At 51.8% G+C, this 16,333-nt stretch carries 21 protein-coding genes; 1 reads left to right on the top strand and 20 read right to left on the bottom strand.

Annotated features, from left to right (window positions below; genetic code table 11):
* Positions 1–50 precede the first annotated feature (50 nt).
* Entirely contained in the window at positions 51–413 is a 363-nt protein-coding gene (locus IM303_RS08440; RefSeq protein ID WP_193359820.1) for a hypothetical protein, read from the top strand.
* Here the strand turns inward: IM303_RS08440 and IM303_RS08435 are convergent.
* From IM303_RS08435 to IM303_RS08340, 20 genes are all read right to left on the bottom strand, one after another.
* Positions 378–1,019 carry a hypothetical protein gene (locus tag IM303_RS08435; protein ID WP_193359819.1) on the bottom strand — a complete coding sequence of 214 codons (642 nt, stop codon included), beginning with the start codon at positions 1,017–1,019 and terminating at the stop codon, positions 378–380. The genes IM303_RS08440 and IM303_RS08435 overlap by 36 nt on opposite strands.
* Positions 1,016–1,318, bottom strand: a complete 303-nt coding sequence (locus IM303_RS08430; RefSeq protein WP_224065694.1) for a hypothetical protein — start codon at positions 1,316–1,318, stop codon at positions 1,016–1,018. The genes IM303_RS08435 and IM303_RS08430 overlap by 4 nt, the downstream gene beginning before the upstream one ends.
* Complete coding sequence (locus tag IM303_RS08425; RefSeq protein WP_193359818.1) at positions 1,312–4,752, bottom strand: host specificity protein J; 3,441 nt, start codon at positions 4,750–4,752, stop codon at positions 1,312–1,314. The genes IM303_RS08430 and IM303_RS08425 overlap by 7 nt, the downstream gene beginning before the upstream one ends.
* A gap of 51 nt (positions 4,753–4,803) precedes the next feature.
* Entirely contained in the window at positions 4,804–5,433 is a 630-nt protein-coding gene (locus tag IM303_RS08420; protein ID WP_193359817.1) for a tail assembly protein, read from the bottom strand.
* A gap of 77 nt (positions 5,434–5,510) precedes the next feature.
* Positions 5,511–6,008, bottom strand: coding sequence for a type II toxin-antitoxin system death-on-curing family toxin (locus IM303_RS08415; protein ID WP_193359816.1), 498 nt, complete (start codon positions 6,006–6,008; stop codon positions 5,511–5,513).
* A gap of 10 nt (positions 6,009–6,018) precedes the next feature.
* On the bottom strand, positions 6,019–6,198 hold the full coding sequence (locus IM303_RS08410; protein WP_193359815.1) for a hypothetical protein: 180 nt from the start codon (positions 6,196–6,198) through the stop codon (positions 6,019–6,021).
* A 391-nt stretch (positions 6,199–6,589) separates the two neighbouring features.
* The gene (locus IM303_RS08405) at positions 6,590–7,309 is read right to left on the bottom strand and encodes a C40 family peptidase (RefSeq protein WP_193359814.1); all 720 of its coding nucleotides are present in this window, start codon (positions 7,307–7,309) and stop codon (positions 6,590–6,592) included.
* Between the two features lies 1 nt (position 7,310).
* Positions 7,311–8,066: a phage minor tail protein L gene (locus IM303_RS08400; RefSeq protein ID WP_193359813.1), complete on the bottom strand. Its 756-nt coding sequence runs from the start codon at positions 8,064–8,066 to the stop codon at positions 7,311–7,313.
* On the bottom strand, positions 8,063–8,410 hold the full coding sequence (locus IM303_RS08395) for a phage tail protein (RefSeq protein ID WP_193359812.1): 348 nt from the start codon (positions 8,408–8,410) through the stop codon (positions 8,063–8,065). The genes IM303_RS08400 and IM303_RS08395 overlap by 4 nt, the downstream gene beginning before the upstream one ends.
* 56 nt (positions 8,411–8,466) lie before the next feature.
* The gene (locus tag IM303_RS08390) at positions 8,467–8,820 is read right to left on the bottom strand and encodes a hypothetical protein (RefSeq protein ID WP_023617196.1); all 354 of its coding nucleotides are present in this window, start codon (positions 8,818–8,820) and stop codon (positions 8,467–8,469) included.
* 76 nt (positions 8,821–8,896) lie between these two features.
* The gene (locus tag IM303_RS08385) at positions 8,897–11,809 is read right to left on the bottom strand and encodes a phage tail tape measure protein (RefSeq protein WP_193359811.1); all 2,913 of its coding nucleotides are present in this window, start codon (positions 11,807–11,809) and stop codon (positions 8,897–8,899) included.
* Positions 11,806–12,069 (bottom strand): DUF1799 domain-containing protein, encoded by a 264-nt coding sequence (locus tag IM303_RS08380; RefSeq protein ID WP_050437749.1) that lies wholly within the window; start codon positions 12,067–12,069, stop codon positions 11,806–11,808. Before IM303_RS08380 ends, IM303_RS08385 begins: the two co-directional genes overlap by 4 nt.
* Before the next feature lie 47 nt (positions 12,070–12,116).
* Entirely contained in the window at positions 12,117–12,428 is a 312-nt protein-coding gene (locus IM303_RS08375) for a phage tail assembly chaperone (protein WP_025913015.1), read from the bottom strand.
* A 64-nt stretch (positions 12,429–12,492) separates the two neighbouring features.
* Positions 12,493–13,164 carry a phage tail protein gene (locus tag IM303_RS08370; RefSeq protein ID WP_193359810.1) on the bottom strand — a complete coding sequence of 224 codons (672 nt, stop codon included), beginning with the start codon at positions 13,162–13,164 and terminating at the stop codon, positions 12,493–12,495.
* Between the two features lie 66 nt (positions 13,165–13,230).
* Positions 13,231–13,641, bottom strand: a complete 411-nt coding sequence (locus IM303_RS08365) for a DUF4128 domain-containing protein (RefSeq protein ID WP_193359809.1) — start codon at positions 13,639–13,641, stop codon at positions 13,231–13,233.
* The gene (locus tag IM303_RS08360) at positions 13,638–14,222 is read right to left on the bottom strand and encodes a hypothetical protein (protein ID WP_193359808.1); all 585 of its coding nucleotides are present in this window, start codon (positions 14,220–14,222) and stop codon (positions 13,638–13,640) included. The genes IM303_RS08365 and IM303_RS08360 overlap by 4 nt, the downstream gene beginning before the upstream one ends.
* A 1-nt stretch (position 14,223) precedes the next feature.
* Positions 14,224–14,574, bottom strand: a complete 351-nt coding sequence (locus IM303_RS08355) for a hypothetical protein (RefSeq protein ID WP_025913019.1) — start codon at positions 14,572–14,574, stop codon at positions 14,224–14,226.
* A complete protein-coding gene (locus IM303_RS08350; RefSeq protein ID WP_193359807.1) occupies positions 14,574–15,056 on the bottom strand; it encodes a DnaT-like ssDNA-binding protein in 483 nt (160 codons plus the stop codon). The genes IM303_RS08355 and IM303_RS08350 overlap by 1 nt, the downstream gene beginning before the upstream one ends.
* Positions 15,057–15,092: 36 nt before the next feature.
* The gene (locus IM303_RS08345) at positions 15,093–15,314 is read right to left on the bottom strand and encodes an Ig-like domain-containing protein (RefSeq protein ID WP_232959709.1); all 222 of its coding nucleotides are present in this window, start codon (positions 15,312–15,314) and stop codon (positions 15,093–15,095) included.
* Between the two features lie 59 nt (positions 15,315–15,373).
* Complete coding sequence (locus tag IM303_RS08340; RefSeq protein ID WP_193359806.1) at positions 15,374–16,324, bottom strand: major capsid protein; 951 nt, start codon at positions 16,322–16,324, stop codon at positions 15,374–15,376.
* Positions 16,325–16,333 lie beyond the last annotated feature (9 nt).

The raw sequence follows: 16,333 nt of genomic DNA, 5'->3' as shown, positions 1-16,333 counted from the left end.
TTTTTAAACTCGAATAAAATGGATATTCCCGCAGATACAGGAATGTAGAAATGAAACGATTATTCGCCGTGGCACTTTTGCTGGCGGCTGGCTGTGCCGATAAAGACAGAGACTATGCCTTTAAAATGGATTACCCGGTGGATGCGGCGCGCTTATCTCTGGGGGGAGATATTCACGTAAATATCGACTGTTCCACGAGGGAAGTTAACGTAATTTCAGATAGCAGCAATGGCATTTTCAGCCGACATATAAATAAGCGGCTAAGCAATATCTGTTATAAGAAAACGGATAAGCTTGATGTCGTATACCGCTTCGAACCTGCAAAAGGTGTGAAGCAAAACATGATCGCTACTCAATACCCGCGCGTCCCGCCCGTATCAAATTCCGACAAACTGAGCGATGGGAATTCGTAGCCCTCGCCCCTGAAGTGTCTGGCTCCAGTTGCGCTGATTTTTTGTGATGTACCTCCCCTGCAGCTGTGAGCCTGTCCATTTGAGTACGATCCCTGAATAACCAACGACAGTTCCGTCGTCACTTAGGTTGCCTGGGCAGTTGTTAACCAGAATCCACGGATTAAAACTCAGGTTTATCGCAAAGGTATTGTTTTGCAGATCATAATTGGCAGGCACGTCGAAAAAGCCCACCACGCGCGGCATTTTCGATGCCGAGGCGGCGCTCCAGATAAGATTCCCCGCGCTGTCGAAAACATCCAGATATCCGCTCTGCATTCCAACGTTTCTGGACGTGCGTATCATACTGCCCGCATTGTCTTCCAGAAGGTCAGCGCCTGGTAAACCATACTTATTTGCATCCAGCTGAAGCCAGCGCAAATTCCCGTCATTCCAGAATTGTTGCTGGGTAAATCCCAGCGTGCTTCCGTCACCAAACGGGCTGTCTACACGGTAAAACCCTTTTTCAGTCACAGCCCCCAGAGAGCGCTGATCATAAAAAAGGGTGGACCTGTTTTGCGAATCGACGAGCAACTTGCCAGCACTGTTGTAAACTTCAAATCCACTCATTGAAAGTTATAAACCTCAACATTAAAAGTGAATGCCGGGCTACCTGTGATAGGCAAATAGAATGCAGTAAAGCCGCCATTATAAGCACGACAGTAATATTCGTTTGCAGTAACGCCAGCCGTGACAATCGATATAAATGTACCGTCTTGAGTAATGCCGGGATAGGAAACATCCTTAGTCGTTTCCCCCGCCGCAAATGTTACTGAAGTGCTTCCAATATACCGAATAGCGTAATCACTTAAATCGACGGCAATACGCCCCGCGCCGTCCCAGCACTGTAAACCCTGTGGCATTACCATAACCCCATTCTGACGCGCAGCACGTTGTTGCTGTCGTAGATTTGAATGAGCGTGCTGGATATCAGCATCCTTCCGCCGCCGCCCACACCGTTAATTTCAAACGTTCCCCCTTTATCGAGTCTCCAGCCGGCAGATCCCGCCACATAGTTATTGGACTGAATAAAGTTGCCGATTTTGGCGTTTTCAATAGTACCGTCCTGAATGAAGCTGGCCCGGATAAACGTCTGCCCGTTCTGGATAACAAACGGTAACGCCACACCGTTGCCAGCTGCCGTGGTGACAGCAAAACGGTCGGCCAGGAAGATAACCTGAGACTGCATACCGGATGGCGTATTCTCAACGCCGATCCCCATGCCTGCCGCGTAATACTGGCCGTTACTCGTTAACCCAACTTTGATGTTGTACATCGCGCTGAGTTCGCCGTTTACGTTCGCAATTGCTTGGGCATTCGTTGTAATCGCCGCCGTATGACCGTTAAAGGTCGCCGTGATGGAGTTTATCTGCGTGGACGTGGCCTGCTGATAATTCGAAACCGTCTGGCTCAGGCTGTTGATGGATGCTGTATTGCCGTTGACATCTGTCTGCAGGCTCAGCAATGCGCGTGCTGTTGCCTCCTTCTCGTTTACTATCACTTCGTCGAGACGGTCTAACTGCGCGCTGTTACCTGCGACCGATGCCGACAGCGTTTTACGCGCGGCCACCTGCGCCAGCCCGTTCTGAATAATGGCTATTGCTGAGTTTTTTACGCCTCCTGTCATGCCGTCCATAGAGACAGACATTTCATCGATTCTCACCTCAGCCTTGGCCAGTCCGTCAGAGTTTTTCTGTATGGCAAGCGCCTGCTGTTCGAGTTCATTGTTTGCCTGCAGGATATCGTCAGCCATACCAGCAATTTTTTCGCTGGTATCTACAGCATTCTCTATCAGGTCCTTGAACGTCTCAGACCCTTTGATGTCCTCCAGGATCACATCGGTTATGTCGGAAACATCGATACTGGCCTGCCCGCGCACCCAATCCGTATACCCGGACTCGTTACCCGTTCTGTCGACCAGCTGCGCGCGGTACCAGAAAATCTGTCCTGCCTTCAATCCCATCTGCTGATATTTACGCTGCGGGTATGGCACATCTGCCAGCAACATCGTATCGTCCTCAGTACCCGTCAGGCTGTACTGAATTTCGGTCTTCAGCGTGTCGTCGGTATTCGCCGGGAATCCCCAGTTCAGCTCGATACCGAAAACCACGTTTTCAGAAGCGATGAAGCCAACCGGCTTCGGTGGATTGCCCACTTTACCCGTCAGCGTTTTCTCTTCTGAATACCCCCATCCAGATGAAATTTCAGCGGCGTTGATTGCGCGCACGCGCACCAGATAGCGCCCGGCATAAATCCCCGGGACGTCGAATGACGTGGTGGAGCTGCGCGGCACGTTAACCCAGTTCCCGTCATTGCGGCGCCATTGCGCTTCATAGGCGATAGCGTTCTGCGCCTGGTCCCAGCTCACGCGCATCGTTTCGACGCTGATATTTTGCTGAACCACGGAAAACGAGCTGATCACGATGTTCGCAGGCGGCGACTGGTTGCCCGGCGGGATCACGCTCACCGGCCGCTGGTCAATGATGGCTCCGGTATCAATGTGATCGAATTTATCCGGATCGTGATTTGCACCGATGATTGTGAACGTGCCGTCATTATTATCAGTTACCGTAATGACGCGATACTGCTGTGCGTAGAGCTCATCAGACTCAATGACCCATACGGCCTCAGCCACAGGCGTTTCGCTGTAAGCGGTCGTAACGGTCACCTTATTGCCCGTAATCGACTGAATGGTGCGTGACTGTGAAACACCCGAGGGAAGATTGACAATCATCCGGTCGGCTGCCGAAGCATCCGGCGCCCTGTCCAGCGTCAGCACGCGACCATTCACCGCAGAGATACGGCCGCCCAGGTCGTGGCCGGAGAGATTTCGGTCCGCTACAGCGATTACATAGCCAGGCTGTGGAATGTTGCCATCTTCCCCTACATTGAAAGTAACAACGCGATCTTTGTTGTTGGTGAGGATCCCCCATCGCCCTTTGCGATTCGCTTCCGACTGACGGGTACAACCGATCGCAGTTATCTCAAGTTGATTAAACCCATAACGCGCAACCAGCGCCTGCTCAAAAACAGGCTCCATCGCATCAGAATAAGCGTTATCAGGATCAGACCAGGACACCAGCGCATTGGTGTAACGGTTCTTTGTGGTGCTGCTGGAATAGGTAAAGCGCCCATCAATAACGTTCGCATGCGTGTATGTAAAATCAACATCTCTCGGCATGTCCGCCAGCGCCACAATCTGGTCGTCACCCCAGTAGGTCATCCCACGGAAGATGGCGGCAAAATCACGCAGGACCGTATAAGCGTCGTTGCGTTCCTGAATGTACACGTTGCAGGTATAGCGTGGTTCGGTACCACTTCCGCCTTTGCCGTCCGGTACCATTTGATCGCAATACTGTGCAACCTGGTAGAGCGTCCATTTATCTATGTTGGCCGTTGTAAGACGATCCCCAAGTCCGAAACGGTCGCTAACCACCAGGTCGTAGAAAATCCATGCAGGGTTATCGGTCCAGGCCCATTTAAATGTCCCGGCCCACATACCGCTATAAGTGCGGGTTTCGGGGTCGTAAGTATCTGGTACGCGGATAACGCGGCCGCGGGGCTCGCAGGAGATCTGCGGGATAGAGCCGTTAAACTGGCTGGAATCGAATTCGATATAAAGTAGCGCTGTGTTTGGATAGCGTAATTTGGCGTCAATTACCTCGGTGAAGCTCTGCAGCAGCATCGTGTCACCGATCTTTGCGCTGTTGGCATCAGACGTAATCTTACGGAGTCGGATTGTCCAGGTGCTGCCAGCCTGAGGTAAATCAATACGGTGGCTGCGCTCGTAACCTGACGTCGTTTTGCCGGTCACGCTGGTATTGAGTACCGTATGCCATGTGCCGCCGTCCGTCTGCAGGTCAATCGCATAATTAACCGAGTAACCGACCAGATCGCCGTCGTCCTCCTGCTTGAAAAGCGAAGGCCATTTCAGGCGCAGGCGAACAGCTGAAAGCTGCGTATTGGTAAACGTGCGCGTCCACGCTGTAGCGCTCGATACCTCAGTTCCCACGTTGATTTCGTTTTCGGTACCGGGTATGCCCTGAATATATTTTTGCGCCTGAGTTCCCGCGCGAAATTCCCACGTAACGCCGCTGAAATTTTGAGAGCCGTCAGCATTCTCCAGAGCCGTTCCGTCCAGGTAGATATTTTTCGCCGTCAGCTGCCCTGCAAATTCCCCCTCTCCCAGTGCAACGAGAATTTTTGCCTTTGCTACAGATTGCAGATCGTCAGGCTGTTCGGTAGGAGTTCGGGAACTTGAGCTGCCGCCCTTGCGGCCTTTTATAGCGATTGCAGTTGCCATATTGCGCCCATAAAAAAAGCCACCCGAAGGTGGCCTGAAGAAGGTTTTTATTTATTGCTGGTCTTCGACATAAATCCCGGCAGAAATAATCGCGCCGCCGATTCGCCGGCGTCCATAAAGAAGTGGTACCGGATTCCCCTGGGCTGTCGTGTTTGTTACTCCACCAAAGGCGTAGCTGGCGTGGTTATCCGCAGATTGCTTACTGGCGAGCCCGGTAGTCTGTGGAGAAAGCATCTGGACTACGCCGCCGATCGCCATTGATGCCCCAATCCCCGCCACTGCGCCCCATCCACCAGCGAAAGCGGTACCACCAATCCCGATCGCGGCCCCTCCCGTAACGAACGCAGCAACAGCGACAAGGGCAACCCCGAGGATTGTCTGAAACACCCCGGCTCTCTTACTGCCGATGATCACCGGCGCGATGCGGATTTCCTCTGTGCTCCTGTCCATGCTGAGCTCATCGTTTAAGAGGTTTCGTTTCCCGCTGAATACCGCATAAGTTAAACCTCGTTGTTTACTGGTATTCAGGAAACGCTCAAAACCCGGCACGATGAAGCTTAGTGCACGGATGGCCTCTTTTGGTGAAGCTACTGATAAACGATATTCACGCCCGAAGGTGGCACCTAGCACGCCATAAAGCCGGACGGTTCTGAGCGGTTCTTTATCGAGTGAAATTGCCATATTTACTCCATAAAAAAACCCGCCGAAGCGGGTTATAAATTCTGTATTAGCCAGCAAAAAACCGCCTCTCAGCGGATTCATTTGTTCGATATGATTCGGATGTAGTGCGAGGTTGCCACGAGAGCCTGTAGCGAATTTCCGCCAGTTGCACATAACGTTCTGGAATCGTACTCTCGAGACCAGTGACATAACCAATTTTCCAGGTCATCCACTGAATAATCCTTACGAGCCAAACCCTCTGCGATGGTTACAACCTCATCACTGGGTGCTGTAAGCTCATATCCATTGAGCAACAGGAATACGTAACCAGCCATCATGGCAGTGCGTTTGTTTGCATTTGCGAATGGATGATTCTGGATCAGGCTTTCAATTAGAACAGCAGACAGACGAAACATATCGTCTGTCTGCTCATAATATCGAATGGTACTTGGTCGTGACTGTGAAGAACTGAGATTGTTCGGATTCAGGACGCCTATTGGTTCATTTGGCGTCTGAGTCTCGATCAGAGACCTGTTGATGTAAACGATATCTTCAATGGAAAGATAATTTACTCCTTCAACATACTCTATCGTCATCCGTTTCTACTCAGACCTTTGAAAGTTCTTCCATCGCCTTCTCGTATCTAGCAAACCCAAACTCAAAGGCGTTTTTAACTTGACCAGTATGTGAACATGTTTTGCTGATCGCTGCACGAGGTTTCGCCACCGTGGATTTGTCACGAGGCGGAATGTACAAGCGATCTGCCTTTTTTAATGCGTGACCCATGATTATCACCCTCATGCACGTTTGGCAGTGCTTTCTCAAATTGTAGGATGTAAACACATCCAAAGATTTCATGACCACTTCAAGTGGTTGAGGACAATTTAATACCATTAGTCATATTTGAGCAATGGGCCGATGTCTGAAGATGGATGCAAGTTCGACGAACTTTATCGTGGCCGCTTTGCAAGTTAACCACCTTTTCGCAGAACTTACCCCTCAGGTAATAGTAAACTATTGTCACGTTCTCAGGAGATAGGCTGTGCCTATGATCTGCTTGAAGAGTTCAAGAAGGCCATAAATAGCACTTTTTGCACAAAATCCATGACTTGGTTGGAATGCACGACAATAAAGATTGCTGTAGTATTTCGGCCCCCTTGAATGTGGCGCTCATTTTTTAACCGTGCCCTAATAAAATTTTATGTCTGAGTATCTTCATGGTCCTTTCCATCCAGTAACCTCCATACGGCACGCGCTGGCTCAGATGCCCATAAAGGTGATGCAGTAGCATGTTGCCTTCCAGCAGAATCCCCGCATGATTCCACTTATCAGCCTGAATCTGCATGATCACCATATCGCCTGGTTTTGGCGGCCCGTCGAATTCACGGAATCCGCACTCATACCAGCAATCCTGGTAGAAGTTGTCCGGATAGTCGTTTTCCCACCAGGGATAATCGACCCGGTAATCGTGAAGCTCTATCCCGTACGTTTGCCGATAATAGCTCATCACCAGCCCCCAACAGTCAAATTGACCAAGCACAAACGGACGCTCGAGCAGCGGCAGTTCTCCGCGCGGCTGGATGGTCCGTAAATCCCCCTCCGGCCAGCTCACGATATGCCAGGGTAAAAGGGTTGCATCGCATTGCGCTTTATCCAGTTCGCTTGGTTGAGTCGTCGCGTCCGGGTGGCTATGAACGATTCCCGTTATCGTGCCCCAGTCTTCAGCAGCAGCGTAATCCTCTGGCGCAAGGTGAAACTGCTCCGTTGGTTCGGCAGCCAGATTACGGCATGGAAAATAGCGTTCCACCCGGCTTTTCTGCGCTATCACACCACAGCATTCGCGGGGATATTCTTTCGCAGCATGCGCCAGGATGTCCTGAATTGTTTTCTGACGCATGTTAACTCCTGATCAAAGATGTTCCAGGAAAACCACCGAAAGGAAGTTCATTGTGTTCACCAAACCGAAGCTTGCAGGCGGTGAGCGTGCCGTTGCATTTATCCAATGAGGGATCGCTTACCGGATTGTTGTTTTTGTCGAAGTAAAGCGTGCCGGCATAATCGCACCCATCACCGGTGCGGTACTTATTCCGGATGCACCATGTGCAAAGGGAATGCAGCTGCCTGGTCGGGATCATCAACCCCTGCAGATCCATCGGGCTGGTAAGAACAAACTCGATACTTTCACCGGGAAGCTCGCTATTTTTACCGTCGATATAGAAAACCCGCTTTCTCACCTGCAAGGGATCTGCTGTTGGATTTCCATCCTGGAAATTGCGCGCATCCAGGTAATGCGCAAAAGTGTCATGAATCGTAACTTTGGCCTGCAGCATATCGTCATAGGCCAGACAGAGCGCAGTGATAGAACTGTCAATGTTGGCAACGGTGAGCGTCGGCTGGGCGCTACTGCCATCGGTTGAAGCTTCCAGTCCCTCGAGCTTATATGGCCAGGCACCATACTCTTCGCCCTGCCACCAGATACTCTTCGCCTTTAACTTTGATTCGTCGCCACCAGCAGCCGCAATCTCTTCTTCAGTATGCGGGAGGTTATAAGCGTGAAAGCGCAGAACGTCGTCCAGGCCAAACGCAGAACCGTCTACCTCAAGAAGACGTATTTTTTCGCCCGGTTCGAGGCGTTGATAATCTTCAGTAATCATAGTGCATATGCCTGTTTGAAGGTTGCTTTTATGGTCATCACTTTGCTGGATAGCGGCTGGACTTTAATGGAATCAGCTTCAATCCGGTATAAACCGGTTTCGCCGACAGGAGACGTCCAGATAAAGGATTTTGTAATGTGCTTGCGGCAAAACCTCAGCGCATCGAGCATCTCAGTTTTTTTTCCCGTTAAGGTCATCGGCCATGACTGTTTTTCAGGGTTGATGCCTTCACCGGCGATCTGTTCAAATCCGTCTCCGAAGGATGCAGAGCGTGTTGCGTAAGTGAGCCCCCCTTCCATTCCCGCCTGAATCTGGGTTCGCCAGGTGAACGTTTCTAAGGCCATGTTTGCTCCATAAAAAAAGCCACCCGAGGGTGGCTTGTGACAGTATGAGAAGGAAATTAGCGGGTTTCACAACCAAGCTGAGATTTGTCGATAATCTGCGTGCCTTCAACACGGTAACCATATGTGCCGAACAGAAATGCGTGGTTTAATTGATAAATAACAACGTCGCTTAAGCCTACGGAACACTTATCTTTTTCAATAGCCCGATCCATTGCAGTTTTAACGCTTGGAATGCCCAACGGGAAAATAACAATTGGAGCTTTGTCTTCACCAGTCACACGTTGACCTTTTTCAAACTTAGCTGCGTTCAGGTTGTAATTTTTGGTACTACCAACGGTCATATCAGCAACACGAACAGTACAGCCAGACAACATTAAAGCCCCAACAGCTAAAGCCACTACCTTCTTCATTTTGCGTTTCCTTTGATTGCAATCGGAAACATCTTAACATGATGAATAATATGATCAAAAAAAACACCGATTCGTCTTATCTTGATTTTGTTGCATTCCAGATGAGACCACCAGGCTGGAGCTGTTTGGCAATACCTGCGCGCACTGACTGATCAATGGTCTGCTTGTAGGCCCGCGAAATAGCGTCGTTGTCACCAGAAGTCTGCTGCTGAGTGTTCTGGTTATGAACGATCACGGAAGTTTGAACGGTTACGCCACCAGCTGCATTCGATTGCAGCCCATACATTGGGGCTGTGCCAACATAACCGCCGTTTGCATACCCCTGAGCTCCACGCATAAGCGCATAGAGATTGCCGACACCCAGCGCACTGGTCGCTTCCTTCGTAAAGACAAACTCACCACCGTGAACTACGCCTTTCGGTTGGTATTTACCGCCACCACCGGTGTAACCGCCGCTATCGAATCTCGGCACCAGACCGCCACCAGAGAAACCAAAAAACGCCCCGATACCCGTTCCACCAAAGGCTGACTTCATTCCATTAACCAGAGCCAGTTGAGTCAGCATCTGGGCGATGCCCTTCAGGAAGGTAGTCAGGAAATCTGAGAAGTTAGATTTACCAGTAGTAAAAAAGTCAGTAAGTGTGCTGGCCATCCCGGTGAACGCATTATTGGTAACCGTCTGCACCTGGGAGTAAACATTTGTCGCGCTGTCTTCGAAATCAGCCCAGCCCTGTTTCGCACCGGTCAGCCAGTCACCGCGTAGCTGATCCTCTGCATCATAGTAATCATTCGCCGCTTTAAGCTGCTTTTGATAACCCTCATCATCAAGCGAACCTCCAGCATTCTTCCAGCCAGCGGCAAGCTGACTTTTCGCAAGTTCACGTTGTGCCTGACGGTCACTCATCCCGGCACCGTTCACTAATGCAGCCTGCTTCTCTGCCATCTGCGTGACATATTTCTGCGAGGTATCCATTCGCTTGTTCAGCTGTTCCTGAGCGGTAATCTGATCACCTAACAGGGCTTTCTGCCGTGCCAACTGAAGCACCTGGTATTTACTCGCCAGCAGGGATTTCTCCTGCTTTGTCAGTGAACGTGAACGCGAGGCCTCCTCCAGCACCTGAAATTTCGCTTCAGTCGTCCACAGATCTTTGCGCTGCTGGCTGATAGTGTCGTTCAGCCCTTTATGCTGCTGCAGCGCGCGTAACTGTGCCTGAAGCGCCAGTAATTCGGCCTGGGCAGCATCCGTGCTGCGATCGCCAGCCGATAAAGTGCCCTGCTTTCCGGTTTTGGTTTTTTTGCCAAAAGCAGCGACTCCTTCCCGATCCTTCTGGGTGGTTGCGGCACTTATCTTTCTGGTCGTATCGAGGTATTTACCTGCACTGATATCAGCCGCATCCCAGTCTTTTTTCAGCTGAGAGACGCTGTCACCATATGCGCCGGCCATTTGTTCGTTGTAGTCCTGCCATCCCTGCAAAGTATCTGTTTTCGCCCAGTCAGGAACGAGGTTAATCGCGGCAGCGATAGAGGAAGAAATGATCTGGTTCAGCTTCTGGAAAACGATCGCAACGCTGTAATAAATTGCGTTGAATTCCTTCAGTGTGTTTGATGCCAGCTCAGCTACCCACTGACCGATACTCTGCATGGCCTCAGACGCCCAGCCCTTGATATCCAGCCACAGGCGACCAAACGGCGTCAGCGAGTCGTAAGCCTGCTCCCCACGTTTTGCCATCGTATCGCCAAACAGGTCCATAGCCTGCGTAACGGCCGCGGTCTGGTCCTTTTGCTTTATCAGATCGTCAACCTGCTTAAGTTGTGAAACGTTCAGGAAATTATATTGTTCGTTGAGACTCTGCAGCGCTTTAACAGGGTCTTTTTCGATGTCCTTATAGGCTTTGGCGATGTCCTGCGCCGAGACTATACCGGTCTGAACCGCCAACGCCGTGGAGCCCGCTGCTTTTTCAAGTTGCTGCTGTGTCAGCGATCCCATGCCAACCAGCTCAGTCATCAAGCTCTGAACGGTACCTACAGTAGCGCCAGTAGAGGCAGCAATAGACTGGGAGGAAGCCATGATCTTGAGCGCTGACGTGCCGGCAATGTTGCCAGTCCTGATAATGGCCTTGTTGATTTCGTCGTAGGCGGTGAAGTAGTCCGATCCCGCTTTGGCCGCAATCAGTACAGCACCGGCCAGGCCACCAATGGCCACTCGGGCAGGAGTCACCATCGACAACATCGCTTTCAGAGCATTGCCTACACCGCCAAACGAATCGCGCAGCTGGCCGCCCTGCTGAATGGCTACCATATAAACCGGCATACCGGACGCTAATGAAGTTACGATGTCGGTCATTTGCATTGGAAGATAACGCATCGCGTTGCGGTATTGCCCCGCGCTGATCGCTCCTGACTTCCACGCTTCTTCCTGCTCTTTCAGTCGGGCGATCATCGGTGCAGCACGATCGGACACGCCAAGTTGGGCTGCTTTTAGCTCTAACAGTTCTACGCGCGTTTTCCCGATTGCTGTGACCTGCTCTTCCAGCGAATCGATAAAGGTTTTGCCCGCTGCAGCTGCCCGCTGCGCTGCCTGTGCCTGTTCAATGCGAGCCCGCCCCTCTGCGGTCTCAGACTCCATGACCTGCGCCAGTTTAGCTCGGGTCGTCTCAAGCACGCTGTTGTAGCGAGTAAAGTCTTCATCCCCTACAAGCCCTTTACCGCGAAACTTCGCCAGGCTCTCCTGGATCGTGTCCAGTTCATCCAGCGCCTTGTTTACGGGGCTGATTTTATTCAGTAGGTTCTGCAGTTCCTGCCGCTGTTGCTTGAGGCTTTCGCTGTTTTTCTTCTGGTTATCGATACCGGTGCGGAACGTACTATTCAGGTCATCCGCTTTACCTGCCGCGGCGGACGCGGTCTCCTGAAAGCGATCCAGTGCCTGATTACCGCGCTCCAGCTCACTGGTATTTACACGCAGGGAAATCGTGGCGATATCGTTACTCATTCCGCCCTCTCTTTATGCATAATTTTTAGCGCAGCACTTTCCATCACCCGGATGTCCGAAAGCGCGGTTGCCTCGTCGTCGACGTTGTGCAAACGCATCACCCAGGGCAAAACGTTATAGTCGAGCCCGGACGCGCCCCCCATTCCCGTTCGCCATTGCGTACTGACAGTCTGAAACACCAGGAATGAAGTCCATACATCTGGCCAGACGTCGATGTAATGATCGTCGTAATCATCCGGCGTAAGCCCGTATGGTGCCAGGTCTGCCGCTGTGGGTTCAGGCGTATAGAACGCAGAGGCAACCGCTATCAGTTTTTTTCGCGCTGCCCCATCAGCTCGCGGTAGTAGGTTTCCGGGATGGCCTTCATCGCCGCCGGATAGTTTTCCAGCAGCACCGACAGGTTTTCCGCGTTGAATGCATCGGGAAGTGCCCATCCAGCAATGATTTCCATCAGAAAATCAGTGGCGGTTTTGCCTTCCAGTTTTTCCAGATTAGCCAGCTCTTTGAGTGGCTTATGATTAAACGTGAAGGTCAGCACGCCATCCTCATCGCCGGCGCGCGGGATCGAGACGTTGGCCTTAAATGTAGGTTTTGGCTGAAGGGTGAATTTGGTCGCCATCGATACCTCTTAACGGAAAAAAGCCTCCACAATGGGAGGCATGAAATAGTGAAAGCTCTGACGGCTAGGCGGCAGCGTCAGTCACCTTGTAGAACGTCATCGCCGGTGACTGCAGGTTCAGCACCACACTTACTGTCTCTACCTCGTTAACCGCAGTAGTTGGCGTATCGTCAAAGGACGCCGTGGCCGCCCAGTAACGGTTTTCCTTCGCCTTCGGCACGTACATGTAAGCCGCAACCGTCTCTTCGTCTTCGTCCAGTTGGCGCAGCAACGGATATACCGGGAGAGTTGAGTCGTGAGCGATCGAGTAGGTCTGAGAGACAGCGGATTTATAAGTATTCAGGTTGCGCTGGCGATCATCGCTCAGGAACTGAATCTGTGTGGTGTTCTGATCGCCACCAGATTTCGACACCTCAGTAATTTGCGACAGCTCAGTCCATTCAAGCACCTTGCGGATCGAACCGGTACCGCCACCAGCGGCATATTTGTTTTTGTTGGTGGTATTGATATTGCGAAGAGTTACGGCGCTTTCGGCAATCGCATCAATTTTTGCAATGACGTTATCAACACCGGACCAGTTGCAGTTCACATGAACAATATCACCCACCTTGAGAGCATCCGCTTCACTCACGATGATCACCATGTTTTCGGCGTTCGTCGCCCCGGTGAAAGTAATGGCTGGGCCATAACCCGATGCCAGATAGACGTGAGCGCCGTTAGGCAATGCAAAGCCCATATTGGTTACTCCTTTAGAAACGGGAAAACCGGCAAAGAACCGGTCAGGTTTAGAAGGTTGTGAGGATTAGCTGGAGATATCAGCTCGATAATTGAGACTAACGGGAACGGTATAAGCGACAGATGTAGTGATCCCGCGGAAAACACCAGGCGTTTGGTCTATCCAGCATGTAAAACCCCTGCCTTCAATCTCCTGCCCCTCGGGGAACAATTCAGCCACGCGGTCAGCCAGAGCCACTACATCGGTACGGCCTATGCCGACAGGGGCCACAACGTTAATCTGGTATACACCTGAATAAATGCGGCAGCGCAATCCAAGGTCTACCGTACGCGGCGTGGCGGGCATGTCATGGACAGCAAGATAGAACGCATCAGATGGCGGTGTGAAAGGCACGTTTTCCCAGGCAACTGGGATCCCTTCAGCATCAGCCCACTCGCCGAGCCTTGTGGCCAGCGCCGCCGCAATATCGGGAATCATTTAGTCACCTCCCTTACTGCGTCTTCAAAAAATCGCTGAAACTCAGCAGCAGTAATGCGTACCATCCCACCCGGAGCCTGGGAAGAGTGCCCCATCTCCAGTCGATACGCGTAAGGGACGTTGTTGCAGAAATAAATAGCCTTCATCCCGACTTTGAACAGGGACAGCGTGTAATTCCCTGCGGCTTTTGTCAGATTTCCGGTTTTATCTACACGTCCCGTTTCATATGTGGTCGGTGCATCAAAAGACACCTGCCAGTTACCGCGAAAGCGTCCGCCCGTATACCCCGGCGGTGTTTTGATATCCATCCCATCAACTAGTCGAGCCTTCTTTTTAAGTCGTCCGGTTTTAGTCAGGTTGGCAGGGTCCGATTTTTGCGCTTCGTTATGGTCGTATACCGCCTGATTGTAAGAGGCTGCCGTCTGGTTGATGCCCCAGAGTTCGGGGTTGCCGACAGGTGACATCATCACCAGTTGATTAAGGATCCGAATGCCGACAGCACGTACGACCGCTTCCTGATTCGCTTTGGCTTTGTCCACGAACGCGGTGATGGCAGCCGTGAACGCCTTATTATCGTCCATGTTATGCCCTCAATTGAGCTTTGTAGCAGAGCACCACAGCGCCCGGTTTCACGGGGTTTGGTTTAACTACGCGGTGGCTTACGCCGTCCACGTCGATCAGATCGCCGGTTTTAATGTCCTTCTCAGCACTGAAGACAATCCGAACATCGCCGTTTTCAATGACGGTTCCGTCAATTTCACCTGGCGCGTAATCCGTCTTAACTCCTGTGGCGGTGAACTGGATATCATCGGAACAATGCTCCACACCACCGATGACGATTAACGAGCCCTTACGCGTGACGTTGTATGCAATGCCGTTCTGCTTGAGCATACGAGTCGTTGTCGCCTGCATTCGCTGATAGTTGATGGCCATTACGCGCGCTCCGCGAAAGCATTGATTGCATATCCACGCCCACCAGCCAGGTCGCCGAGAATAGCCATTACCGCCGGGTAGGATGGTGTGAACACCTCACCATCGGCAACCGCATAGGTCATGGTTACGGCGCCTTCGACACGTTCGGTTTTAACCGCGGCCTCACGAACGCTTGAAAGCAAATCGCCCTCAATCGCCTCGATAGCCAGCATGCATTGTGCGGTGATAACCTGCCGCGGCACCTGGTCGGATGGGAAGTCGTGTCCATCCAGAATGACATTTGCTCGTGGCCAGGCCAGCGGCTGTCGAGGGTCTGCTTTGGAACCTACCCAATCAAGCCCTTCCAGATAATCCATTGCCTTAATCAACAAAGGAGTAAGCTTGTCAGGTAGTTCAATGCCGCGTATTGCCGCAAACGAGGCAAGATCCTCTTCACTGGCGTAGCTGTTGGCATCAGAAGAGGTGATATCGGTATTGATCATCGAATAATCCTGTTTATGGGGCTTTCGCCCCATTCGTTATTCTCCGGCAGGCGCAGTAAAGGTGATCTCATCAGTGGTTTTCGCCACACCTTCAACCGTGCCGGTTACCGTGAAGGTGCCAGCAACGTCTGATGTGAGTTTCACCGTTGCACCACCAGCAGAGCCTGTTTGAGAACTGGCCGTGCTAAGCGTGCCGCCCGTTGAACTCCATGCAACAGTTTTACCGGAAACACCTGCGCCGTTTAGCGTGTACTTCAGGGAAATGGTGACCGTATCGGTGCTGTCAGCGGTTGCGGAGGTTTTATCCGCTGACAGCGTTACTCCCCCGCCGCGGATCCCAGCTTAATCAGCACGCCAGCCGTAGATTTGTTGCTGGTGAAGTGCTTCTTCCAGTTACCTGCAGTGCCGATTTTGGTCAGGTCTGGGTTATCGCCTTTGGAGGTATCCCAGCTGTAACCCAGCAGGTCGACATTCACCACGCCTTCAGCGCGGTATCCGATAGCCAGGTTTTCCTGGTCGTTGATGTCGTAGGAACGGAAGCCCGGCGCCTGAGACTCGGTGACGGTAACCGCTCCGGTCACCAGCCCAAGGATCGCATCAGCATCCATAGTGTCGGTAACCAGTACAGGTTTACCCAGCGTGCCCGGCTGCCCGCCGTAAACCACAACGCCTGCTTCTTCGTAGATTTTGTTGGCAATCGCCTCATCCACGATGTCGAAGTAAGTGGCGGAGTGCATAACGAAGAGCACCACACGGTTGAACTTATCGCCGTATTTGCGCAGGCCGCGCGTCAGGGTCTTTTTACCGTCAGTCTCAATGTCGGCGGTTACGACCATGTCGGCGTTAGCGCCAATCGCCGCAGTCAGCGCTTTCAGGCCATATTTCACGTAGCCTTCCAGCGTCGCGTCAGCCACATCAGTGCCGATTACTTCGGAGAACTCGTCAACCGAGCGGCCACGGCGTTTGAATGCTTCTTCAGTCGTTTCGTATGGACCGTATTTCCACGGCGCTTTGACGGAGACGGCTTCACCTGCGCCAATCTTCTTCCCCGTCACTTTTTCGGTGGAGTTAACATCACGCGATTCGATCGAGCCGCCCACCTTGTAGAAGGCACGTTTGCGGAAATCACCTTCAATAAGCTCGTTATCCAGCAGAATCGCCCCGTTGGAAGAGGCATTAAAGATTGCCAGGTTATCCTGTCGGCGCTCAAGGAAAGCGGTCTGAGCCAGGTCGTCATAAATAATCAGGTCGGTATTAACAGTCGTCATTCGGGAAAC

Origin of the sequence: Enterobacter cloacae complex sp. P38RS (assembly GCF_014930775.1) — a bacterium.
Lineage (GTDB): Bacteria > Pseudomonadota > Gammaproteobacteria > Enterobacterales > Enterobacteriaceae > Enterobacter > Enterobacter bugandensis.
Note: the sequence above shows the minus strand (reverse complement) of the source record. Positions and strands in the feature narration are given on the sequence as shown.